The 22,523-nt window shown below is 49.9% G+C and carries 24 protein-coding genes and 2 tRNA genes; 22 read left to right on the top strand and 4 right to left on the bottom strand.

What is annotated here, in order from left to right:
• Positions 1-16: 16 nt before the first annotated feature.
• Positions 17-1,810, top strand: a complete 1,794-nt coding sequence (lepA, locus tag HMPREF2952_RS08240; RefSeq protein WP_049336500.1) for a translation elongation factor 4 — start codon at positions 17-19, stop codon at positions 1,808-1,810.
• The gene (gene lepB, locus HMPREF2952_RS08245; RefSeq protein ID WP_049336502.1) at positions 1,810-2,829 is read left to right on the top strand and encodes a signal peptidase I; all 1,020 of its coding nucleotides are present in this window, start codon (positions 1,810-1,812) and stop codon (positions 2,827-2,829) included. The genes lepA and lepB overlap by 1 nt, the downstream gene beginning before the upstream one ends.
• A 53-nt stretch (positions 2,830-2,882) precedes the next feature.
• Here the strand turns inward: lepB and HMPREF2952_RS08250 are convergent, their stop codons facing one another.
• Complete coding sequence (locus HMPREF2952_RS08250) at positions 2,883-3,761, bottom strand: DMT family transporter (RefSeq protein ID WP_049336504.1); 879 nt, start codon at positions 3,759-3,761, stop codon at positions 2,883-2,885.
• Positions 3,762-3,999: 238 nt separating this feature from the next.
• On the opposite strand from HMPREF2952_RS08250, the gene HMPREF2952_RS08255 reads away from it, so the two are divergent.
• The 12 genes from HMPREF2952_RS08255 (at position 4,000) to greB (ending at position 13,233) form a co-directional block, all read left to right on the top strand.
• Positions 4,000-4,539 (top strand): gamma carbonic anhydrase family protein, encoded by a 540-nt coding sequence (locus tag HMPREF2952_RS08255; protein ID WP_049336505.1) that lies wholly within the window; start codon positions 4,000-4,002, stop codon positions 4,537-4,539.
• A gap of 14 nt (positions 4,540-4,553) precedes the next feature.
• Positions 4,554-5,153: a Maf family protein gene (locus tag HMPREF2952_RS08260; RefSeq protein ID WP_049336507.1), complete on the top strand. Its 600-nt coding sequence runs from the start codon at positions 4,554-4,556 to the stop codon at positions 5,151-5,153.
• An 88-nt stretch (positions 5,154-5,241) separates the two neighbouring features.
• Positions 5,242-6,021, top strand: a complete 780-nt coding sequence (gene rsmA / locus HMPREF2952_RS08265) for a 16S rRNA (adenine(1518)-N(6)/adenine(1519)-N(6))-dimethyltransferase RsmA (RefSeq protein WP_004520146.1) — start codon at positions 5,242-5,244, stop codon at positions 6,019-6,021.
• A gap of 7 nt (positions 6,022-6,028) precedes the next feature.
• The gene (locus tag HMPREF2952_RS08270; protein WP_004520147.1) at positions 6,029-6,352 is read left to right on the top strand and encodes a hypothetical protein; all 324 of its coding nucleotides are present in this window, start codon (positions 6,029-6,031) and stop codon (positions 6,350-6,352) included.
• Positions 6,352-7,080 (top strand): amino acid ABC transporter ATP-binding protein, encoded by a 729-nt coding sequence (locus HMPREF2952_RS08275; protein WP_003747231.1) that lies wholly within the window; start codon positions 6,352-6,354, stop codon positions 7,078-7,080. Before HMPREF2952_RS08270 ends, HMPREF2952_RS08275 begins: the two co-directional genes overlap by 1 nt.
• A 63-nt stretch (positions 7,081-7,143) precedes the next feature.
• Positions 7,144-7,503: a hypothetical protein gene (locus tag HMPREF2952_RS08280; protein WP_003747228.1), complete on the top strand. Its 360-nt coding sequence runs from the start codon at positions 7,144-7,146 to the stop codon at positions 7,501-7,503.
• 4 nt (positions 7,504-7,507) lie between these two features.
• Positions 7,508-7,960, top strand: a complete 453-nt coding sequence (locus tag HMPREF2952_RS08285) for a protein YgfX (protein WP_039862251.1) — start codon at positions 7,508-7,510, stop codon at positions 7,958-7,960.
• 38 nt (positions 7,961-7,998) lie between these two features.
• Positions 7,999-9,282: a bifunctional tetrahydrofolate synthase/dihydrofolate synthase gene (gene folC / locus HMPREF2952_RS08290; RefSeq protein ID WP_004520149.1), complete on the top strand. Its 1,284-nt coding sequence runs from the start codon at positions 7,999-8,001 to the stop codon at positions 9,280-9,282.
• Between the two features lie 13 nt (positions 9,283-9,295).
• Entirely contained in the window at positions 9,296-10,441 is a 1,146-nt protein-coding gene (ftsN, locus tag HMPREF2952_RS08295; protein ID WP_049336513.1) for a cell division protein FtsN, read from the top strand.
• Complete coding sequence (locus HMPREF2952_RS08300; protein WP_004520152.1) at positions 10,434-10,967, top strand: CvpA family protein; 534 nt, start codon at positions 10,434-10,436, stop codon at positions 10,965-10,967. The genes ftsN and HMPREF2952_RS08300 overlap by 8 nt, the downstream gene beginning before the upstream one ends.
• A 152-nt stretch (positions 10,968-11,119) precedes the next feature.
• Complete coding sequence (gene purF / locus HMPREF2952_RS08305) at positions 11,120-12,667, top strand: amidophosphoribosyltransferase (protein ID WP_004520153.1); 1,548 nt, start codon at positions 11,120-11,122, stop codon at positions 12,665-12,667.
• Positions 12,668-12,741: 74 nt separating this feature from the next.
• Positions 12,742-13,233, top strand: a complete 492-nt coding sequence (gene greB, locus HMPREF2952_RS08310) for a transcription elongation factor GreB (RefSeq protein ID WP_004520154.1) — start codon at positions 12,742-12,744, stop codon at positions 13,231-13,233.
• A 65-nt stretch (positions 13,234-13,298) separates the two neighbouring features.
• Here the strand turns inward: greB and plsY are convergent, their stop codons facing one another.
• Positions 13,299-13,910, bottom strand: coding sequence for a glycerol-3-phosphate 1-O-acyltransferase PlsY (gene plsY / locus HMPREF2952_RS08315; protein ID WP_004520155.1), 612 nt, complete (start codon positions 13,908-13,910; stop codon positions 13,299-13,301).
• 57 nt (positions 13,911-13,967) lie between these two features.
• Between plsY and folB the strand changes: the two genes are divergently transcribed.
• Together folB and HMPREF2952_RS08325 are read left to right on the top strand one after the other, a co-directional pair.
• A complete protein-coding gene (folB, locus tag HMPREF2952_RS08320; protein WP_004520156.1) occupies positions 13,968-14,318 on the top strand; it encodes a dihydroneopterin aldolase in 351 nt (116 codons plus the stop codon).
• A gap of 74 nt (positions 14,319-14,392) precedes the next feature.
• Positions 14,393-14,929, top strand: coding sequence for an NUDIX hydrolase (locus tag HMPREF2952_RS08325; protein WP_004520157.1), 537 nt, complete (start codon positions 14,393-14,395; stop codon positions 14,927-14,929).
• Between the two features lie 129 nt (positions 14,930-15,058).
• Here HMPREF2952_RS08325 and HMPREF2952_RS08330 read toward each other — a convergent pair whose 3' ends face one another.
• Entirely contained in the window at positions 15,059-15,697 is a 639-nt protein-coding gene (locus HMPREF2952_RS08330) for an alpha/beta hydrolase (RefSeq protein ID WP_070695505.1), read from the bottom strand.
• A gap of 41 nt (positions 15,698-15,738) precedes the next feature.
• Positions 15,739-16,533 (bottom strand): polyamine aminopropyltransferase, encoded by a 795-nt coding sequence (locus tag HMPREF2952_RS08335; protein WP_070695507.1) that lies wholly within the window; start codon positions 16,531-16,533, stop codon positions 15,739-15,741.
• A 215-nt stretch (positions 16,534-16,748) separates the two neighbouring features.
• On the opposite strand from HMPREF2952_RS08335, the gene HMPREF2952_RS08340 reads away from it, so the two are divergent.
• The 6 genes from HMPREF2952_RS08340 (at position 16,749) to mutS (ending at position 22,513) form a co-directional block, all read left to right on the top strand.
• A tRNA-Thr gene (locus HMPREF2952_RS08340) sits at positions 16,749-16,824 on the top strand.
• 36 nt (positions 16,825-16,860) lie between these two features.
• Positions 16,861-16,936, top strand: a tRNA-Thr gene (locus HMPREF2952_RS08345).
• A gap of 127 nt (positions 16,937-17,063) precedes the next feature.
• Positions 17,064-17,855, top strand: coding sequence for a 3-methyl-2-oxobutanoate hydroxymethyltransferase (gene panB / locus HMPREF2952_RS08350; protein ID WP_049333454.1), 792 nt, complete (start codon positions 17,064-17,066; stop codon positions 17,853-17,855).
• Positions 17,856-17,974: 119 nt separating this feature from the next.
• Positions 17,975-18,811 carry a pantoate--beta-alanine ligase gene (panC, locus tag HMPREF2952_RS08355; protein ID WP_070695509.1) on the top strand — a complete coding sequence of 279 codons (837 nt, stop codon included), beginning with the start codon at positions 17,975-17,977 and terminating at the stop codon, positions 18,809-18,811.
• A 68-nt stretch (positions 18,812-18,879) separates the two neighbouring features.
• Positions 18,880-19,821 (top strand): DUF4424 family protein, encoded by a 942-nt coding sequence (locus tag HMPREF2952_RS08360; protein WP_070695511.1) that lies wholly within the window; start codon positions 18,880-18,882, stop codon positions 19,819-19,821.
• Between the two features lie 97 nt (positions 19,822-19,918).
• Positions 19,919-22,513, top strand: a complete 2,595-nt coding sequence (mutS, locus tag HMPREF2952_RS08365) for a DNA mismatch repair protein MutS (protein ID WP_070695513.1) — start codon at positions 19,919-19,921, stop codon at positions 22,511-22,513.
• Positions 22,514-22,523 lie beyond the last annotated feature (10 nt).

Consider the following 22,523-nt stretch of genomic DNA (forward strand, 5'->3'; position numbering starts at 1 on the left):
TTATCTTAATAACAATATGAAAAACATACGGAATTTCTCCATTATTGCCCACATCGACCACGGCAAATCTACGCTTGCTGACCGTTTTATCCAATACTGTGGCGGTTTGGATTTGCGCGAAATGAGTACGCAGGTGCTCGATTCCATGGACATCGAAAAAGAGCGCGGCATTACCATTAAAGCGCAAACCGCCGCGCTCAACTATAAAGCACGCGATGGGCAGGTGTATCAGCTCAACCTGATTGATACTCCGGGACACGTCGACTTCTCTTACGAAGTATCCCGTTCGCTGTCGGCTTGCGAAGGTGCGCTTTTGGTGGTCGATGCGTCTCAAGGTGTAGAAGCGCAAACCGTGGCGAACTGCTATACCGCGATTGATTTGGGCGTGGAAGTTGTGCCTGTTTTGAACAAAATCGACTTACCTGCAGCAGAACCCGATCGCGTGGAGCAGGAAATTGAAGACATCATCGGCATTGATGCCGTTGGTGCGGTGCAATGTTCTGCAAAAAGCGGCATTGGTGTGGAAGATGTTTTGGAAGAGATCGTTGCCAAAATCCCTGCGCCGACTGGTGATGAAAATGCGCCGTTGCAAGCGGTTATTGTCGATTCGTGGTTTGACAATTACGTCGGCGTAGTTATGTTGATTCGTGTGAAAAATGGCACCATCAAGCTGAAAGACAAAGTGCGCTTTATGAGCACTAAGGCGGAAACTCAGGTTGAGCAGCTGGGTGTATTCACGCCGAAATCGGTTCAAAAACAAGAACTCAAAGCCGGCGAAGTAGGCTTTTTGATTACCGGCGTAAAAGAATTGGGTCAGGCGAAAGTCGGCGATACGGTGACTTTGGTTGCCAACCCTGCCTCTGAGCCGCTGCCCGGCTTCCAAGAAGTACAAAGCCAAGTATTTGCGGGCCTCTATCCTGTGGAAAGCCACGACTACGAAGCCTTGCGTGACGCTTTGGAAAAATTGCAGCTGAACGATGCTTCGTTGAAATTTGAGCCTGAGGTTTCCCAAGCATTGGGCTTCGGTTTCCGTTGCGGCTTCTTGGGTCTGTTGCATTTGGAAATCGTGCAGGAACGTTTGGAGCGCGAGTTCGACATGGACTTGATTACCACTGCGCCAACGGTGGTTTATGAAGTCGTGTTGAAAAACGGCGAGAAAATCGAAGTTGAAAACCCGTCCAAACTGCCTGAAATCAGCACCATCGAAACTATTCTTGAGCCGATTATCACTGCGACCATTCTTGTGCCGCAGGAGTATGTCGGCAACGTCATGACTTTGTGTAACCAAAAGCGTGGTGTTCAGGTCAATATGCAATACATGGGCCGTCAAGTCATGCTGACTTATGATTTGCCGATGAACGAAGTCGTAATGGATTTCTTTGACAAGCTTAAATCGACTTCGCGCGGTTATGCTTCGTTGGACTACCATTTCAAAGAGTTCCAACCGTCTGATTTGATTAAGCTCGACATTATGGTCAACGGCGAAAAAGTCGATGCCTTGAGCCTGATTGTGCACCGTCAAAGCGCCGTTCACCGCGGTCGAGAGCTGGCATCAAAAATGCGCGAACTGATTCCGCGCCAAATGTTCGACATCGCCGTCCAAGCCGCCATCGGCAGCCAGATTATCGCCCGCGAAAACGTCAAAGCCCTGCGTAAAAACGTTTTGGCGAAATGTTACGGCGGCGATATTACGCGTAAGAAAAAACTTCTTGAAAAACAAAAAGCAGGTAAGCGCCGCATGAAACAAGTGGGCAATGTGGAAATCCCGCAAAGCGCATTCTTGGCGATTCTGCAAGTGAGTGATAAATAATGAGTATAAATCTGACTTTAGGCGCAATCGTTGTACTGCTGGCCGGCTTGGTCCTCAACTTCAAAAGCAGCAAAGAGCGTCAGGAAAACGGCGAATGGAGCTCCGGCTTGCAATGGAGTTATCTCTTGTGCATGGTCGGCGTATTCGGAATTTTGTCCGAATTTATGAGCTTTACCGCCGTATTGCTGGTGTTTGTCGTGTTCACCGGTATTGTTTGGGCAATCCATAAAGGCCGTCTGAAAAAAAGCGAAACCGGCGAAGACAATGCACATTTTACCGACTACATGGGCGGCTTTTTTCCTATCATCTTGGTTATCTTTGTATTGCGTAGCTTTATTGCTGAGCCGTTCCAAATTCCGTCCAGTTCCATGCGTCCGGGCTTGGTCAAAGGCGATTTTATCTTGGTAAACAAATTTTCTTACGGTATCCGCCTGCCGATTTTGAATAAGGTCATTATCCCTGTCGGCAATATTGCCCGAGGCGATGTCGTGGTGTTCAATTACCCACTTCAGCCTGAGATGAATTACATCAAACGTATCGTCGGTATTCCGGGTGATGTTGTGGAATATCGTGATAAGGTTTTGACTGTTAACGGTGAAATTATTCCCGAAAAACCAAACGGCAATTATCAATACGCAGATGATACCGATCCGTCTATGATTCATACGCTTGAGCGTTTTCAGACGGCCTTGAACGGCAAAAACTTTGATGTGGTCAAAGAAGCCGGTCAGCCTTCCGTATCCATTGCCGTATTGAACAAATACACCTCCGAAGTAATGCCTGAAAGCAATTACTCGCTTGAAACGAGCGGTTTGGAAAATTGTGAGTACGCAGAAGACGGCAATGGCTTTATTTGTAAAGTTCCCGAAGGCCGTTATTTCGCGATGGGCGACAACCGCGACAACAGCGCCGATTCTCGTTACTGGGGATTTGTCGATGACAAGTTGATTGTCGGTAAAGCCTTCTTTGTTTGGATGAACTTTGGCGAACTCAGCCGTATCGGTACCAGTATTAAATAAGCAATAACAGATGAAAAGGCCGTCTGAAATTTTTCAGACGGCCTTTTTGGTATCTATTTTTTGTCTTTTAACGAACCTAAATAAATCGCCAATAAAGTCAAAGTAGCGCCGCTCCATTGGACGGCGTTAATCGGTTTATCTAGCCAGAAATAATCGATCAACATGGCGGCAACTGGTTCGGAGAGCAGTAGTAGGCCGGTCAGTGACAAGGATAAAAGCGGGATGGCGTAAGCAATCAATGCCCAAGCAAAGCATTGCATAACGATGCCGTAGATGGAGACTAGAATCACATCGTTTAAAGTTTTGGGGTAAAGATGGGCGGCATCGAATAGCAGAGATGGGATGACCAGCGCCATTGCGCCGCCAAAGCTTAAAATCATCATCAGTGGAAACAAACCGACTTTTTCCTGTTCATGGGTTTTGCGTACGAAAACCATAGACAGGGCCAGCATAGCACCGGACACTACGCCGCTGACAAATCCCCATGCGGCATTGTTGTTATGACCGAATTCTGGGCTGCCGATTAAGGCTACGCCTATGGTAGCCAATATCAAACTTAAAATTTGCAGGGCGCTTAGACGTTCCGAATAAAAGAAGAAGCCGATGGCGGCTAAAAAGAAAATCTGCAGGCTGTTGAGCAAGGTGGAAATGCCGGGGCCTACGGCGTGAATGCTTTCATGCCACAGAGCGAGGTCGAATGCGAGGAAAACGCCGGATAAGACTGCGTAGCCAACTGTTTTTCTTTTCGTGGGCATTTTTTGTCTGAAAAAACGCCCGAGCAGGAAGAATATAGGGGCGGCGATCAGCAAGCGCCAGAATGCGATGGCGTAAGAGCCGACATCGACAAATTTGACGATCAAACTGCCCAAGCCGAAGACGACGCAGCCGACGACTAGCAGGGGCGCTGCATAATTTCCTGAACGTGTGTTCATCGGCTTCTCCAAGAATTAAATGAAGACGATTATTCCATAAAAGACAGATGAGGCGTTAATGATAAATAGTGGTAAGCCAAGATAAAGGGTTTATGATGAAAGGCCGTCTGAAAACTGTTTCAGACGGCCTTTTGATGATTTTCTGGCTTGATTTCATATTGTTGTAGTATAAAATCGTTTTACGCCGTGTTTTCAGACGGCCTGATCAGTTTTGGTTTTGAGAAAAGGATTATTGGAAATGGCAAACCCTATTCGTGCGTTTTTGGATTATGTGCCGTCGGTTGATGAGTCTTGTTTTGTAGATGAGACTTCGGTAGTGATTGGCGAAGTGTCGCTGGCGGAAGATGTATCGATTTGGCCTTATGCTGTATTGCGCGGCGATGTGAACAGTATCTCTATCGGTAAGCGCAGCAATGTGCAGGATGGCAGCGTTTTGCATGTGTCGCATAAGAATGCGGCGAAGCCTGACGGTTCGCCCCTGATTATCGGCGATGATGTGACGATTGGGCATAAGGTCATGCTGCATGGCTGCCGAATTGGAAATCGTGTTTTGGTGGGCATGGGTTCAATTATTTTGGACGATACGGTTGTCGAAGATGATGTGATGATAGGCGCGGGCAGTTTGGTGCCGCCGCGCAAGCGATTGGAAAGCGGTTTTTTATACGTCGGCTCGCCTGTGAGACAAGTGCGTCCGCTGACGGATGAGGAAAAGGCATTTTTGACGTATTCGGCTGCGCATTATGTCCGCCTGTTCGGACAGCATAAAATTTCAAAATAAGGAAGTTCAATACAATGAACGCAATTTATCTGGCCTCGGGCAGTCCGCGCCGTCGTGAGATTTTGGAGAATTTAGGTTTCACGGTACGCCGCCTTCCTGCGGATATTGATGAAACCCCCAAAGAAGGCGAAGCCGCAGTAGAGTATGTGCGCCGTATGGCCTGCGAGAAAAATCAGGTAGCGGTAGCGCAATGGTTTACTGCTCATGATCAAGAGCCTGAGTTTGCTGTATTAACGGCGGATACGACGGTGGCGGATGGTGCGGCTATTTTGGGTAAACCGGAATCCGAGGCGGATGCGGTCGATATGCTGGAACGCTTGTCCGGACGGACGCATCAAGTGCTGACGGCTGTATGCGTTTACTGGCGAGGCGTGCGCCATGATGTGGTGCAGACGAGCGAAGTGCGCTTTAAAACGTTGACGGCTGAGGAGATTGCAGCCTATGTTGCCAGCGGCGAGCCGATGGACAAAGCCGGTGCGTATGGGATTCAGGGCTTGGGCGGCGTATTTGTCGAGCATTTGCAGGGCAGTTTTACCGGCGTGATGGGTTTGCCGGTTTATGAGACCGCGCAACTACTGAAATCTTTGGGTTTGGAAGCGCCGCCGTTTGCTTAAAATTAGGCAAATGCCGTCTGAAAGCGTGCCGACAAAAACGCCTGTTTCAGTTACAATACTGCCTTAAACAGCTTGCTTGAAGAAAGATATGAAAGAACATAAGGCCCGGAAACGCTTCGGGCAGAATTTTTTGCAGGATACGCGGATTATTAGCGATATTGTCAATGCGGTCAGACCGCAGCCCGATGATATCGTGATTGAAATCGGCCCGGGCTTGGCAGCCATTACCGAGCCTTTGGCGAAAAAACTCAACCGCCTGCATGTTTGCGAAATCGACCGCGACATCGTACGCCGTCTGAAAACCTTGCCGTTTGCAGACAAATTGGTGATACACGAAGGCGATGTATTACAGTTTGATTTTAACAGCATTGAAGGCAAGAAAAAAATTGTCGGCAACCTGCCGTACAATATTTCCACGCCGCTTTTGTTCCGATTGAGCGAAGTGGCAGACGATGTGATCGATATGCACTTTATGCTGCAAAAAGAAGTGGTCGAACGCATGGTGGCGCAGCCGAAAACCAACGACTATGGCCGTCTGGGCGTAATGCTGCAATATTTCTTCGATATGGAAATGTTGATTGAAGTACCGCCTGAATCCTTTGATCCTGCGCCGAAAGTAGATTCGGCCGTCGTGCGCATGATTCCGGTGAAACACCGCATTGGTAAAGCGGAAGATTTTGAACATTTTGCCAAACTGGTGAAACTGGCTTTCCATCAACGCCGCAAAACCATACGCAATAATTTGAAGGAACTTGCCGGCGATGATGATTTGCAGGCAGTCGGCATCAATCCGCAGGACAGGGCAGAACACATTGCCGCTGAAAAATATGTGGCATTGAGCAATTATCTGGTTCAAAAGGCCGTCTGAAACAGTGATGGCAATTTTTAAGCAACCTCCTATTCAATGGGGGTTTCTAGGTAATTCATATTTGTGGCGCAAGTTGGCGCAGTATTTTTCCGGTAAGGATATGCCGCCTGAGCGGCACCGTTTTGAAGCGGCAATTATCGGCGCAGTTTGGGTATTGACCGGGCATCGTCTCGATAGGGAAGAGCAATTTAAAGTCAATCGGTACAATCAAGGTGGAACCTCCGACGGCATAGTCAGCTGCCGTTTTTGGCTTGAAACGGCCATTCCTTTGCTTTGGCAGCGGCAAGCGAAACTTAAGCCCCGAAAATTTTGGCAGTTTGGAAAGAAATAATGATTAAATTCAAAAATGTACACAAACATTTTAAAGATTTGCACGTTATCAACGGCGTGAATCTGGAAGTCAAACAAGGCGAAGTGGTCGTTGTATGCGGTCCTTCGGGCAGTGGCAAATCGACGCTGATTCGTACGGTAAACCAACTCGAGCGCATTGAAAGCGGCGAGATTTGGGTGGACGGCATCAATGTTGCTGATCCGAAAACCGATTTGAACAAAGTGCGCGAAGAAGTGGGCTTTGTGTTCCAAGGGTTCAATCTGTATCCGCATTTGACTGTCTTGGAAAATATTATTCTTTCTCCGATGAAAGTGAAAAACCAAAGCCGTGAAGAGGCGGAAAAGAAAGCGATGGAGCTTTTGGAACGTGTCGGCTTGGCGCATAAAAAAGACGCGCTGCCCGGCCAGCTTTCCGGCGGTCAGCAACAGCGTGTGGCGATTGCACGCGGTTTGGCGATGGAGCCGCGCGTGATGTTGTTTGACGAGCCGACTTCCGCACTTGATCCTGAAATGGTCGGCGAAGTATTGAAAGTGATGAAAGACTTGGCGGAAAGCGGCATGACCATGATGTGTGTGACCCATGAGATGGGTTTTGCGCGCGAAGTCGCCGACCGTGTGATTTTTGTCGATAAAGGCCAGATTCTGGAAGATGAAACGCCGGAAGAATTTTTTACCAATCCGAAACACGAGCGTGCCAAACAATTCCTGCAACAGGTGATGACACATTAAACTCGGGCCGTCTGAAATTTCAGACGGCATGATCGGTTTGAATGATTTTGAAAGTTGAAAATAATGTATTTTGTTGACCGTACTGCTGTTGTGCTGAAGCCGACCGCCCGTTTTTTGGAATGGCTGAAATCCGCCGATGAAAATATGCCCGACCTGACCGTCGAGCAACTGCGCACCAACTGCTCAGTATTCCTTGTGCCGCAATTTGACGAACCCGAATCCGTCATTTCCTATTTTGACGAACGCTACCAGCAGATTTTTGAAGCCGAATTGGCAGGCTGGGACATTGATAAAAGCAAATGGCCGCAAGACATGAGCTTGAAGGCTTTTTGGGAATTTTTCGATACCGAAATCCACGATATGGTTTTGGATATGGAAGAGGCGGAATTGAACATTACGCCTGTTTTCGACAATATGATGTAAAGCCGTGAGAAGTTTTCAGACGGCCTTAAAGCCCTCGCGTTCTTTGAAAATTCTGATTGTTTCCTTACACCTTTCGGCGTTGGCCTTATGCCTTGTCGAGTTTTACGGCTGGATGATGTGGCTGGGTTTGGCGGCATTGGCCGGCAGTTTTGCCTATGCTTGGCGCAGCGTTAATTTTCAGACTCAAAATGCGGTCAGAAAAATCATCATCGACCGCCAATACCGTGCGACGGTTTATTTGAATAACGAGGCAGAGGGAAGAAGTGCGGTTTTGCAAGACAGCAGTATGTTGACGGTTTATGCTTTGTTTTTGCAATGGAATGTTGACGGGAAAATAGTCAAACACTGCATCTTGCCCGATATGGCCGACCGCGATGCCTACCGCCGTCTGAAAGTGTGGGCGCGCTGGTGCCGTGAAAAAGAAGACAAAGCAGAACTTGCGGCAGATATAGATTAAACGGCCGTTTCAGACGGCCTTTTGAAGCGATAAATACAATGAAAACATTACAAGACTGGCTTTCTCATTTGGAGACTGCCCATAGTTCCGGCCTTATCGATATGGGTTTGGAACGCGTGGGAGAAGTGAAAAAACGCATGAATTTGGTGCCGCAATGTCCTGTCGTCGTGGTGGCGGGTACAAATGGCAAAGGCTCTGTATGCGCCTATTTGTCGCATATTTATAAAGAAGCCGGTTTTAAAGTCGGTACGCTGACCAGTCCGCACCTTCTGCGTTACAACGAACGAATCGCCATCAATACTCAGCCGGTTTCAGATGAATTGATTATTTCCTCATTTGAGCGTATCGAAGCGGCACGCGGCGAAATTTCGCTGACGTATTTTGAGTTTAATGCTTTGGCTGCCGTCGATATTTTCATGCGTGAAAATGTGGACGTAATGATTTTGGAAGTCGGTTTGGGCGGACGATTGGATGCTGTGAATGTATTTGACGGCGACTGCTCGGTCGTTACCAGCGTGGATTTGGACCATCAGGCATTTTTGGGCGATACCGTTGAGCAGGTCGGTTTTGAAAAAGCCGGAGTGTTCCGTGGTGGCAAACCAGCTGTGTGCGGTCAGAATCCTGCGCCTGAATCATTGGTCAAACACGCAGAAGAAATTGGCGCAAAACTGTTGATGGTTCAGCGAGATTTTGATTTTGCATCAATGGAAAGCGTACAGTGGAACTACCGCTTCCATCCGCAATCTTCAGACGGCCAAAGCCGTAACCGCAATTCCTTGCCGTTTCCTGCTTTGCGCGGTGCCTATCAGTTGTCCAATGCCGCGTGTGCATTGACGGTGTTGGAGTGTTTGAACGAACAATTGCCGGTTGATATCGGCGCGATTAAACGCGGTTTGCTGTTGGTTGAGAATCCTGGACGTTTCCAAGTTTTGCCCGGCCGTCCGCTGGTGGTTTTGGATGTCGGCCACAATCCGCACGCAGCCCGTGCTTTGCGCCGCAGTCTGATTAACCTTGCCTTTGCCCAAAAACGTACTGCTGTATTCAGTATGTTGTCCGACAAAGATATTGATGGCGTGCTGGAAATCGTTAAAGATCAGTTTGACGAGTGGAACATCGCGCCTTTAGATGTACCGCGCGGCATGACGATAGAGGCTTTGCAGGCCAAACTGGCTGAACACGGCATCGACAATGTAAATGTTTTTGAAACTGTCGCTGCTGCCTACCGCGCTGCTTTGGCTAAAGCAACCGAAAATGATAGAATCGTTGTTTTCGGCTCATTCCATACTGTTGCCGATGTAATGGCTGTTTTGAAAGAACACTAACGAGGAAATTATCATGTCCGACAATAAACAAAAAGAAACTCCAAACGGATACGATTTAGACGGTTACGAACAACTCAAACGTCGCAACCGCCGTCGCTTGGTCTTAGCCTCCGGCTTGGTGGTGGCATCGGGTATGCTGTTCGGTCTGGCACTGACTTCCGGCGACGATAAAAATTCACCGTTTAAAGAAGCACCTGTCGGTCAGAGCCAAGTCAAAACGGCTGATGAGCCGAGCAAGGCCGTTGTTTTAGAGCCGAATAAAGAGGATGTTGCGATGGCTGAAGAAGCAGCCCGCCATGCGGATGCCGAAGCGCAAAGCAAACCTCAAAATGCCGGCGACGAAGAAGACAATGCGCCGGTTGAAGTATTGAAGCCAAACCGTGAGTCTGCTCCCGAAGATGTCGGCGAGCCGTTGGTTTTGATTAATGATACTTTGGATGACGGCAATATTAAAGGTTTGGAAGAGTCTGAGCGTATTCAACGAGCTGAGGCCGCCAAACGCGAAGCTGCGGAGCGCCGAGCCGAAGAACGCCGCCAACGCCAGGCAGAACAACGTGCTGCGGCACGCAAGGCACAAGCCCAACAGGAAGCGGATGAAAAAGAAAACGCATTGGCTGCTAAAAAACGTGCACTTCAAGCGCGTGCTGAAAAAGCAGAGCGTGAAGCTGCTGCTGAACGCAATAAATTAGCACAATTGGAAAAAGCAGAGAAAGCCATTGCCGAGCGTAAATCTGCCAAAAACAGCAAAGACAGCGTAAAAGACAAGGCCGAACCTACTAAGAAAGCAGAAGCCAAAGTTGAAAAACCAAAAAATGAAAAAGCTAAACCAGAAACGGCCAAAGCAGAAAAAGCCGATAAGGTAAAAACTGCCGAGAAGCCGTCTGAAAAAGCCAAACCTAAAGCTGAAAAAGAAAAAGCAGAAGCTAAACCTGCTAAAAAGGCCGCTATTCAGGCTGGTTATGCTGAAAAAGAACGCGCACAAAGCCTGCAACGTAAAATGAAAGCCGCAGGTATCGATTCGACCATTACTGAAGTGATGACCGATAAAGGTAAGGTGTATCGCGTGAAATCAGCCAGTTATAAAAATGCACGCGATGCAGAGCGCGATTTGAACAAATTGCGTGTACATGGCATTGCCGGTCAGGTGACCAGTGAGTAATTTGCCTGTTGCCGATTTGTTGGCTGCCGCTGTCATCGTCATCTGCATCATTATCTCGTTGACACGGGGTATTATTGCTGAAGCAGGGGCGATGGTGGCGTGGGTGGTATCGTTTATTGCAGCCAGAACGCTTGCCGTTCCGTTTGCCGATGTGGTCTTTAAATCGGTTGAGCCGCATTCTTTGGGGGTTGCCATGGGTTTTGCCGCTGTGTTTTTTCTGGCATGGCTGTTGCAGAAACTGGCACGATCGCTGTTGAGCAGTTTGATGTCTGCCGTTGGTTTGGGAAGCATCAACCGTTTGCTTGGCGGCGTATTCGGTGCAGTGAAAGGTGTGATTTTGGTAACACTGGCTGTGATGGTTTTTTCGCATACCGATTTGCCGAAGACGGAAGAGTGGCAAAGTTCCCATACGATTCCGTATTTTGAATCACTTGCTGATGCTGCGATGCCTTATCTGCCTAGAAAAGGTACCGCAATGCCCCATCTTTCTGGTAAAGCGGCTGAAGTAGAAGAATTGGATGATTGAGTTTGACGGATTCAGACGGCCTATAGGCCGTCTGAATCCGTTTTTATTTGCGTAAATTTAGCATCATATTGTCAACAATTTGAGCAAACTCATCTAAATTATTTTATAATGACGGCTTACCCATTTAATCTTCAAACTCGGAGAAGCACGATATGTGTGGTGTATTAGGTTTGGTTAGTCATGAACCGGTCAATCAGATGTTGTATGATGGTTTGCAGATGTTGCAACACCGTGGTCAGGACGCAGCAGGTATTGTTACTGCCGAAGGCAATATATTTCATATGCACAAGGGCAAGGGCATGGTGCGCGAAGTGTTCCGTACCCGTAATATGCGTGACTTGGTCGGTAATGCAGGCATTGCACATGTCCGCTATCCGACTGCAGGCAATGCGGGCAGCAGCGCAGAAGCCCAGCCGTTTTATGTCAGCTCCCCATTCGGCATTGTTTTGGCACACAATGGTAATCTGACCAATACTGAAGAGCTCTATGAAAACGTATGCAACAAACACCTGCGCCACGTTAATACCAGCTCCGATTCTGAAGTCCTACTCAATGTATTCGCACACGAATTACGCCGCAAAGTCTCTAAAAATACAGTTTCTTACCAACTCACTATCGACAATATTTTCAACGCCGTTTCTGAAGTGCACCGTTTGGTGCGCGGCGCATACGGCGTAGTAGCCATGATTGCAGGATACGGCATGCTGGCTTTCCGGGATCCTTTCGGTATCCGTCCGTTGGTTTTGGGTTCGCAAATTGACGAATCCGGCAAAAAATCTTATGCCGTTGCCTCCGAATCCGTTGCCTTTAATGCACTTGCCTATGATTTGGAACGCGATATCCAGCCGGGAGAAGCCGTATTTATTGGTTTTGATGGCACGATTATTTCCCGTCAATGCAGCGATAAAGCCAAATTAAGCCCTTGTCTTTTTGAATATGTTTATTTTGCCCGCCCGGACTCCGTCATCGATGGCGTTTCCGTTTATCAGTCCCGTATGGATATGGGCGTATCTTTGGCAGAAAAAATCAAACGCGAGCTGCCTGTCGATGATATCGATGTCGTGATGCCGATTCCCGATACCAGCCGACCCAGCGCGATGGAGCTTGCCGTCCATCTCGAAAAACCTTACCGCGAAGGTCTGATTAAAAACCGCTACATCGGCCGCACCTTTATTATGCCCGGCCAAGCAACACGCAAAAAATCAGTGCGCCAAAAACTCAGCCCGATGGAAACCGAGTTTAACGGCAAAAGCGTTTTGTTGGTGGATGATTCCATCGTGCGCGGTACGACCAGCCGTGAAATCGTTGAAATGGTACGCGCGGCAGGCGCACGCAAAGTTTACATTGCGTCTGCTGCTCCCGAAGTGCGCTATCCGAATGTGTACGGTATCGATATGCCGACCCGTGAAGAACTGATTGCAAACGGCCGCAGCGCAGCAGAAATCGCAACCGAGATTGGCGCGGATGGCATCGTCTTCCAAAACTTAGAAGACTTGGAAGCAGTAGTCAAAGCACTCAATCCAAAAATCGAATCCTTTGATTCTTCATGTTTCAACGGTGTTTATCAAACCGGCGATATCGATGAAGTGTATCTAAACCGTCTCTCTACCGAAAAATCAGGTTGTGGCGGCTTGAAAGTTCATCCAAGCAAAATGGAACACAGCATCAGTATCAGTGATAGCGATGATGATGAAGAATAAAGTAAATTGACTTACAATAAAGGCCGTCTGAAAATTAACGTTCAGACGGCCTTTAATTATGTTTTAAACACATCATGAGTACCGAAACCAAAAATTACATCACGCCTACCGGTTGGCAGGCATTGAAAGACGAACTTTATCACCTGGTCAACAAAGAACGCCCGGAAATCGTCCAAATCGTTAACTGGGCGGCAAGCAATGGAGACCGCAGCGAAAATGGTGACTATCTTTACGGCAAACGCCGTATGCGCGAAATCGACCGCCGTATCCGCTTCCTAACCAAACGCTTGGAAGCAGCCGTTGTCGTCGACCCTGAAGCGCGCGAAGCCACGGACCAGGTTTTTTTCAGCGCCACCGTTGGCTTATTGCGCGGAGACGGTCGTGAACAAACCGTCAAAATCGTCGGCGTAGATGAAATCGATACTGCTAAAAACAAAATCTCATGGATTTCCCCTTTGGCGCGCAGCCTGATTAAAGCACGCGAAGGCGATGAAGTTGTCTTGAATACACCGGAAGGGCGTGAGGTTATAGAGATTCTGTCGGTGGAATATATTAAGATTGACTGATTATGCGTGAATAAAAACTATAAAGGCCGTCTGAAAAATATATTTTCAGACGGCCATCTACACTTTTAAGATTTTCCGGCTTTATCCCCGATTTTGCTTTCTTTGCCTTGAATCAGGTTTTGAATATTGCTTTTATGGCGGTACAACACCAATGCTGCAATGAATACGGTTGCCCATGCCCAAGAGGCGTGTGGCATCATGAAGAAGGCGAAGATTGGGGCACAGACGGTGGCGACCAGTGCAGCGAGGGAGGATACTTTGAAACCGAATGCCATGACCAGCCAAATTAAGGCACAGAGCAGGGCGGTTGCAGGGGAGAGGGCGAGCAAGACACCCAATGCGGTGGCTACGCCTTTGCCGCCTTTAAAATTGAAAAATATTGGCCACATATGACCGACCAATGCGGCAATGGCGACCAGGGCTATCGTTGCATCCGATAAATCTAAAGCATCTTGCAGACAGCGTGCCAAGATGACGGCAACCAAGCCTTTTACTGCATCGCCGAGCAAGGTCAGTGCGGCCGCTTTTTTCTTACCGCTGCGCAAGACGTTGGTGGCACCGGGGTTGCCGGAGCCGTAAGTGCGCGGATCGTCCATGCCGTAATATTTTGATACGATGACGGCAAAAGACAGGGAGCCGATAAGATAGGCGGCAATAATGGCGAGTACATTGAACATTTTGGGTGCTTTACTTAAAATGGGAACGGTTATTCTATCAAAAAAACGGACAGGCAAATGGATAAAATCTTTTTGTACGGCATGAAGGCCGATACTTTAATCGGCGTATATGATTGGGAACGCGAGCGTAAACAGACTTTGATTTTGGATTTGGAAATCAGTGTTCCCGAGCGTACCGGCACGAGCGACGATATCGGCGATACCATCCATTATGGCGAAGTATGCGAAGTCGTACGCCGCAGCCTTGCCGAACAGGATTTTTTACTGCTGGAAGCTTTGGCGGAATATATCGCCCAATTGATTTTAAATGATTTTGGTGCGGCCAAAGTGCGCGTCCGTATTGTGAAACCGGGTATCTTGCCCGATGTGGCGCAGGTCGGTATTGAAATTGAACGCGCTCGGGAATAAGGCTTATCTATGCCGTCTGAAAAAGGATTTCAGACGGCCTTTAATATTTTAATAATTTGGAAATGAGGTAAAAAATGGATTTGAAAGAAACTAAATTAAGCAGTGAGCCAATCTACGAAGGTTCTTTTGTTACCATCAGCCGCGATCGGGTGCGCCTGCCCAACGGCAACGAAAGCCAACGGGTTGTGATCCGCCATCCGGGTGCTGCGTGTGTATTGGCGGAAACGGAAGACGGCAAAGTTGTTTTGGTGCGCCAATGGCGTTATGCAGCCGATCAGGCGACGTTGGAATTGCCTGCGGGTAAATTGGATATTGCAGGCGAAGATCCTGCCGAATGCGCTTTGCGTGAGTTGGCGGAAGAAACGCCATATGTCGCCGACAGTGTCAAACTGTTGTACTCCTTTTATACCGCAGTCGGTTTTTGTGATGAAAAAATGTATCTTTACCAAGCGCAAGGCGTGCGTTTGGGCAGCGAGTTGAGCAACGATGAGGATGAAATTACAGAAACTGTCCTGATGAGCAAGGACGAGGTGCGTAATGCATTGGTAAACGATGAAATCAAAGATGGTAAGACTTTGATTGGTTTGCAGTATTGGTTGACTCAGAATTGAGATGTTAAGTAGAAAATCCTTGATGGATTTCTGAATACTTGAGCCTGATATTTGATAATAAGGTTTTCATACAAACAAGGCCGTCTGAAAAAGCTTTCAGACGGCCTTGTTTTATTTTGTAGCTGTATTTTAGCCTAATAAAGCCGGTGCAAACCGTGTGATCGTATCGCGTAAAACGATGAGTTTGCCGTGGAAGAAATGGGACGAGCCGGCAATGGTTACAACCGGCAGGCCTTGTGGTTCTGCCCATGTCAGGGCTTTGTTGATTTCAACGACTTCGTCTTCCGCGCCATGAATCATCAATGTTTTGGCGACGTTGGGAACGTCTGATGGTTCCGGGCGGTCGGTGTAGTGATGGACGGCGGCGCCCATCAGCAACAGCAAATCAGGCGTGCGTTCTTGGGCGGCAAAGGTGGAAACGTAGCCGCCGAATGAGAAGCCGGCCAGGGCGAATTGCGGTGCGTCTGGATGTTGCGCGCGGGCGTAGTCGATAACGGCAATGCAGTCTTGCGTTTCGCCGCGGCCGTAGTCGTGTTCGCCTTCGCTGTTGCCTACGCCGCGCAAATTGGGCAGGTAGCAATGGAAGCCGAGTTGCGATAAGGCTTTGGCGGCGGTTTGGATGACTTTGTTGGTGTTGGTGCCACCTTGCAGGGGATTGGGGTGGTTGATGACGGCGACGCCGCAGGCGGATTCTTGTGTGCTTGGCAGGTAGATGGTTTCCAGCAAACCGGCCGGGCCGGGGATTTGAATGATGTCGGGTTTGAGCATGAGTGTGTCCTTGTTTGTTTTTTCAGACGGCCTGAAGCGGTTTACAGATAAAAATTCTTGCCGTTGTTTTGATTGTTGGCTTTCAAATCAGCAAGCATCCGTTTGAAGTCCAAGCCGTATTTTTCGCTTAATTTTTCGGCGCGTTTTTTTAAGTTGTCGAGATTTTGTTCTTTGGGGCTGCTTTGGAAGGCCATGACCGCTACGTTGCCGTGGCTCTCGGCCGGCAGTTCGAGCACGCGGCCGTCAAAGACGTTGAGCAGGCGTTCGACAAAACGTTGGTAACGCTGGTCGCCGCTCCACCAGTTGGTCACAAATACGCCGTCTGGAGAGAGGGCGTTGCGGCAGTCTTGGAAGAAGGGCTCTTCCACCAAAGCATCGATAATCTGTTCGCCGTCAAAACCATCTACCAAAATCACATCGGTATTGTGGCGGAACACTTTAATATATTCCGCGCCATCTGCCTCGATAATTTCAAAATTTTCGCCTTCGTGCGGCAATTCAAACAGGCTGCGCGCCACGGCGATGACTTGCGGATTGATGTCCACGGCGGTTTGCTTGGTATCGGGCAGATAGCTGTCTATCCAACGGGCAAACGAGCCGCCGCCCAAGCCGATTTGGGTGATGTGTTTGGGCGGGGTTTCTGCAAACAGCAGCCAACCCATCATGGCGCGGCTGTACGACAACACCAGCTCGGACGGATGATCGACATTCATGGAGCTTTGAATGGTGTCGCTGCCCAAGTGCAGGGAACGGATATTGCCTTCTTCGGAAATGCCAACTTCGGGCAGATGGGATTTGGCAGGGCGCAGGCGGCGGTAAGGATGGCGGGGCGGCATGGGTGCAGACGAAAGATGTAAAAGGCGTTATTTTAACAGAAACAATGATGTTTTGCGCTGGGGCGGTTTTCAGACGGCCTTTGAGCGTATTGGATTGGAAAATAAGGTGTGTATTTAATTTTCTTTAAAATCATTGGTTTTTATAATTTCGTGAGTAACTTTGTTTTAAAATGCTTGCCAAGATGGGAACTTATCGGCATAATGCCGACTTCCTTGCCGGTATAGCTCAGTTGGTAGAGCACCTGACTTGTAATCAGGGGGTCCCGAGTTCGACTCTTGGTGCCGGCACCAGTTAAAGACTGATGGTGCTGCAAGGCATTTCAGTAAGCCGGTATAGCTCAGTTGGTAGAGCACCTGACTTGTAATCAGGGGGTCCCGAGTTCGACTCTTGGTGCCGGCACCAATTAAAAGCCCGATTGTGAAAGCAGTCGGGCTTTTGCTTATGCTTTGATATTTTAAAAGCAGACCTTATAATACCGCGTTTCCATTACAACAAAGGGCTGCCCGTCGGGCGGAACACACAAAACACCATGATTACCGTAAACACTTTGCAAAAAATGAAAGCAGAGGGCGAAAAAATCGCCATGCTGACCGCTTATGAATCCAGCTTTGCCGCGCTGATGGACAATGCCGGCGTGGATGTGTTGCTGGTCGGCGATTCTTTGGGTATGGCGGTGCAAGGTCGTCAGTCCACTTTGCCGGTGAGCTTGCAGGATATGTGCTACCACACTGAATGTGTGGCTCGCGGTACTAAAAATGCCATGATTGTCAGCGATTTGCCGTTTGGCGCATATCAGCAGAGTAAAGAGCAGGCATTTGCGGCGGCGGCAGAGTTGATGGCGGCCGGCGCGCATATGGTCAAGCTCGAAGGCGGTGTCTGGATGGCGGAGACCACTGAATTTTTGCAAATGCGCGGTATCCCTGTTTGCGCCCACATCGGCCTGACCCCGCAATCCGTGTTTGCATTCGGTGGCTATAAAGTACAAGGCCGAGGCGATAAGGCGGAAGCGTTGCTCAACGACGCCAAAGCGCATGATGCAGCAGGTGCGGCAATCGTATTGATGGAATGCGTTCCTGCGGAATTGGCGAAAAAAGTGACTGAGACCGTTTCTTGCCCGACCATCGGTATTGGCGCGGGCGTGGATTGCGACGGTCAGGTTTTGGTGATGCACGATATGCTCGGCATTTTCCCTGGTAAAACCGCCAAATTCGTGAAGAACTTTATGCAGGGTAAAGACAGCGTTCAAGCTGCGGTTAAAGCCTATGTGGACGAAGTCAAAGCAAAAACGTTCCCATCTGTCGAACATACGTTTGCCGGATAAAATAAACTCCAGGCCGTCTGAAACTTATTTCAGACGGCCTTTTTAATGAATAAAAGCGTATAATCGGCGCGTGATTTCCGTTGATGAAACAGCGGAAAAGATAAAGGATTTTTCAAACCATGCAAATCATTCATACGATTAAAGAATTGCGCGAGTGGCGCAAAACTGCCGGAAAAGTGGCATTTGTACCGACCATGGGCAATTTGCACGAAGGCCATCTTGCGCTGGTGCGCGAAGCGAAAAAACGTGCCGATAACGTTGTGGTCAGTATTTTTGTCAACCGCCTGCAATTCGGACAAGGCGAAGATTTCGACAAATATCCGCGCACTTTGCAGCAAGATGCCGACAAATTGGCAGGTGAGGGCGTTGCCGTCGTGTTCGCGCCTGATGAAAAAGAGCTGTATCCGAATGTGGAACAGCGTTTCAATGTCGAGCCTCCGCACCTGCAAAACGAATTGTGCGGCAAATTCCGCCCGGGACATTTCCGCGGCGTTGCGACCGTTGTAACCAAATTGTTCAACATTGTTCAACCCGATACCGCCTGTTTCGGCAAAAAAGACTATCAGCAGCTGGCGATTATCAAAGGCTTTGTCGAAGACTTGAATTTCAATATCGAAATCGTCCCGGTCGATACCGGCCGCGCTTCAGACGGCCTGGCACTTTCCAGCCGCAACCAATATTTGAGCGAAGCAGAGCGCGCAGAGGCGCCACGCCTCCATCAAGAGTTGCAAAATATTGCCGCCGCCCTGAAAAACGGCAATCTGGATTACGCCCAGCTTGAAGCCGAATGTATCCGCCGTTTGAGCGATGCCGGCTGGGTGGTAGATTACGTTGAAATCCGCCATGCACACAGCTTGGCAGTAGCTCATGTCGGCGATAAAGAATTGGTGGTGCTTGCCGCCGCCCGTTTGGGTACCACGCGCCTGATTGATAATTTGGAAGTGGCTTTGGCTTAAAACCAAGCTGCTGTTAAAGGCCGTCTGAAACCTGTTTTTCAGACGGCATGTTTCAAAGGGGTTAAATCATGAAACAAAAAGCTTTAATCTTGCTCCTTCTGCTGACTGGGGCTGCTCATGCCAATGACAGTATGGGTACGGTCAGCACAAGCGGCATCAAATATCTGAAAAATCCGCATATCGATATGCAGAGCGAAGATTTGCACATCAGCGAAAAGCAAATCCGCGTACATTACAAGTTTAAAAATACTACAGCGAAAGACATTACCGAGACGGTTCTTTTTCCTTTGCCCATCGTTCCTGCGGCTACAGTTTCCGACTTTGCCGACACCAAAGGCTTGGTTGACAGCTTCCGAATTTACGCCGACGGCAAACCTGTCCGCCCGCAAGCCCACGTCCGCGCCTATTTTGAACGGCGTAACGGCTCGCTGGTGGACGTGACCGCCGATTTGAAAAAATGCGGTTTGAGCGATCAGGAACTGATGCACCCATGGACGAAAAAGCAAGACGGTGAAAAAATCGGCAGCAAAATCGGAGCCTGCCGCTCCGCCAAAGTCCAATCCATGCTGCCCAAACAGACGGATGAACTGCCCGATTGGTCGTCGCAGATTATTTACAGCTGGAAGCAAACCTTTAAAGCCAACTCTGTAACCGAAATCAAACACCAATACACCCCGCTGGTCGGCGGCAGCTTCCTGCCTTCGCTTAAAGCCAAAGACAGCAAAGCATTCATAGATGAGTACTGCATGGATGAAAACTTCCTTAAAAACTTTAAAAATGTGAAAGGAGGTTCAAAGGTCTATCACCATTTGGGCTATGTCCTGACCACAGGTGCCAACTGGGCAAAACCTATCGGTAAATTCACTTTGACCATAGACCGCGAGCCCAATACTGTGTTGTCACTCTGCTGGGACAAATCCTTGCGCAAAGTAGGGCAGAACCGCTTCCAAGCAGTCAAAGAAAATTTCCTGCCGAAGAAAGACTTGGACATTATTTTCGTTTATGATTAATCTTATTTGGCATACATAAAAGGCCGTCTGAAAGCTTATTTAGGTTTTCAGACGGCCTTTTGTTACAATAACACTTTTGCGTTTTTAAGGCTTTCCCATGTCCAAACCCACCGTCTCTCCGATGATGCAGCAGTATCTCGCCATCAAATCGCAACACGCCGACAAGCTGGTGTTTTACCGCATGGGCGATTTTTACGAGTTGTTTTTGGATGACGCAGTGGAGGCGGCAAAGCTGTTGGACATTACCCTGACCACGCGCGGGCAGATGGACGGCGTGCCGATTAAGATGGCGGGTGTGCCGTTTCATGCGGCGGAGCAGTATCTGGCGCGACTGGTTAAAATGGGCAAAAGCGTGGCGGTGTGCGAGCAGGTGGGTGAAGTCGGCGCGGGTAAAGGGCCGGTGGAGCGCAAAGTCGTGCGCATTGTGACGCCCGGCACGCTGACCGACGCGGCGTTTTTGGAAGACAAGGAAACCAACCGCATCGCGGCGGTGAACGCGGATAAAAAACACGTCGCCATTGCGTGGGCATCTTTACAAAGCGGTGAATTCAAAACCAAGCTGACGACGGCAGATAAACTCGCCGACGAGCTGGCGCGTTTGCAGGCGGCGGAAATCCTGTTGCCCGAAGGCAAAAGCCTGCCTAATGGTTTTCAGGCAACCTCAGCCAACATCACGCGCCTGAATTCATGGCAGTTTGCCGCCGACGCGGGCGCGAAATTATTGACCGAATACTTCGGCTGCCAAGACCTGCACGGCTTCGGTTTGGACGGCAAAGAACACGAAGCCGCCGTCGGCGCGGCGGGCGCGCTGTTGAACTACATCCGCCTGACGCAAAACCTGATGCCGCAACACCTCGACGGCATTTCGCTCGAAACCGACAGCCAATATATCGGCATGGACGCTGCCACGCGCCGTAATCTTGAAATCACGCAAACTCTTTCCGGCAAAAAATCGCCGACCCTGTTTTCCATACTCGACGGCTGCGCCACCCACATGGGCAGCCGCCTCTTAGCACTTTGGCTGCACCACCCCTTACGCAGCCGCGCCCATATCCGCGCCCGCCAAGAAGCCGTTGCCGCGCTGGGTTCGCAATACGAAACCCTGCAAGGCCGTCTGAAAAACATCGCAGACATCGAACGCATCGCCGCCCGCATCGCCGTCGGCAACGCCCGTCCGCGCGACCTCGCCGCCCTGCGCGACAGCCTGTTTGCCCTATCCGAAATCGAATTGTCCGCCGAGGGCAGCAGTCTCTTAGAAACCCTCAAAGCCGTTTTCCCCGAAACCCTGCCCGTCGCCGAAACCCTCAAAGCCGCCGTAATGCCCGAACCCGCCGTCTGGCTCAAAGACGGCGGCGTCATCAACCAAGGCTATTGCGCAGAACTCGACGAGTTACGCCACATCCAAAATCACGGTGACGAATTCCTGCTCGACCTCGAAGCGCGCGAACGCGAACGCACTGGCCTCTCCACCCTCAAAGTCGAGTTCAACCGCGTCCACGGCTTCTACATCGAGCTTTCCAAAGTCCAGGCCGAACAAGCCCCCGCCGACTACCAACGCCGCCAGACCCTGAAAAACGCCGAACGCTTCATCACCCCCGAACTCAAAACCTTCGAAGACAAAGTCCTGACCGCGCAAGAGCAGGCATTGGCATTGGAAAAACGCCTGTTTGAAGCCCTCCTCAAAGACATTCAGACGGCCTTGCCGCAGCTTCAAAAAGCCGCCAAAGCCGCCGCCGCCCTCGACGTACTCTCCACCTTCGCCGCTACTGCCGCCGAACGCGGCTTTGTCTGCCCCGAGTTTGCCGACTATCCGGTCATCCATATTGAAAACGGCCGCCATCCCGTCGTCGAGCAACAAGTGCGCCACTTCACCGCCAATCACACCCGCCTCGACCACAAACACCGCCTCATGCTCCTGACCGGCCCCAACATGGGCGGCAAATCCACCTACATGCGCCAAGTCGCCCACATCGTCCTTATGGCGTACACCGGCAGCTTCGTCCCCGCCGATGCCGCCCAAATCGGACCCATCGACCAAATCTTCACCCGCATCGGCGCCTCCGACGACCTCGCCTCCAACCGCTCCACCTTCATGGTCGAAATGAGCGAAACCGCCTACATCCTCCACCACGCCACCGACCAATCCCTCGTCCTCATGGACGAAGTCGGACGCGGCACCTCCACCTTCGACGGCCTCGCCCTCGCGCACGCCATTGCCGAACATCTGCTGCAAAAAAACAAATCCTTCAGCCTCTTCGCCACCCACTATTTCGAGCTGACCCGCCTGCCCGAAGCCCACGCAACGGCAGTCAACATGCACCTTTCCGCGCTCGAACAAGGACAAGACATCGTCTTCCTCCACCACATCGAACCCGGCCCCGCCAGCAAAAGCTACGGCATCGCCGTCGCCAAACTCGCCGGCCTGCCCAACCGCGCCCTCAAAGCCGCCCAAAAACATCTGGACGAACTCGAAGCCCAAGCCGCCGCCAACCGTCCGCAGTTGGATATTTTCAGCGCCATGCCGTCTGAAAATAGGGCGGATGAGGAAGAGCCGGACATTGAACCGGTTTGCCATGCCCAGACCGATGAGTTGGCCGAAGCGTTGGCGCAAATCCAACCCGACAACCTCACGCCGCGCGAAGCCTTGGATGCCTTGTACCGTTTGAAAGAAATCTGCAACAAGGTGTCGTAAATAAGGCAAA

Origin of the sequence: Neisseria sp. HMSC068C12 (genome assembly GCF_001814095.1) — a bacterium.
GTDB lineage: Bacteria > Pseudomonadota > Gammaproteobacteria > Burkholderiales > Neisseriaceae > Neisseria > Neisseria perflava.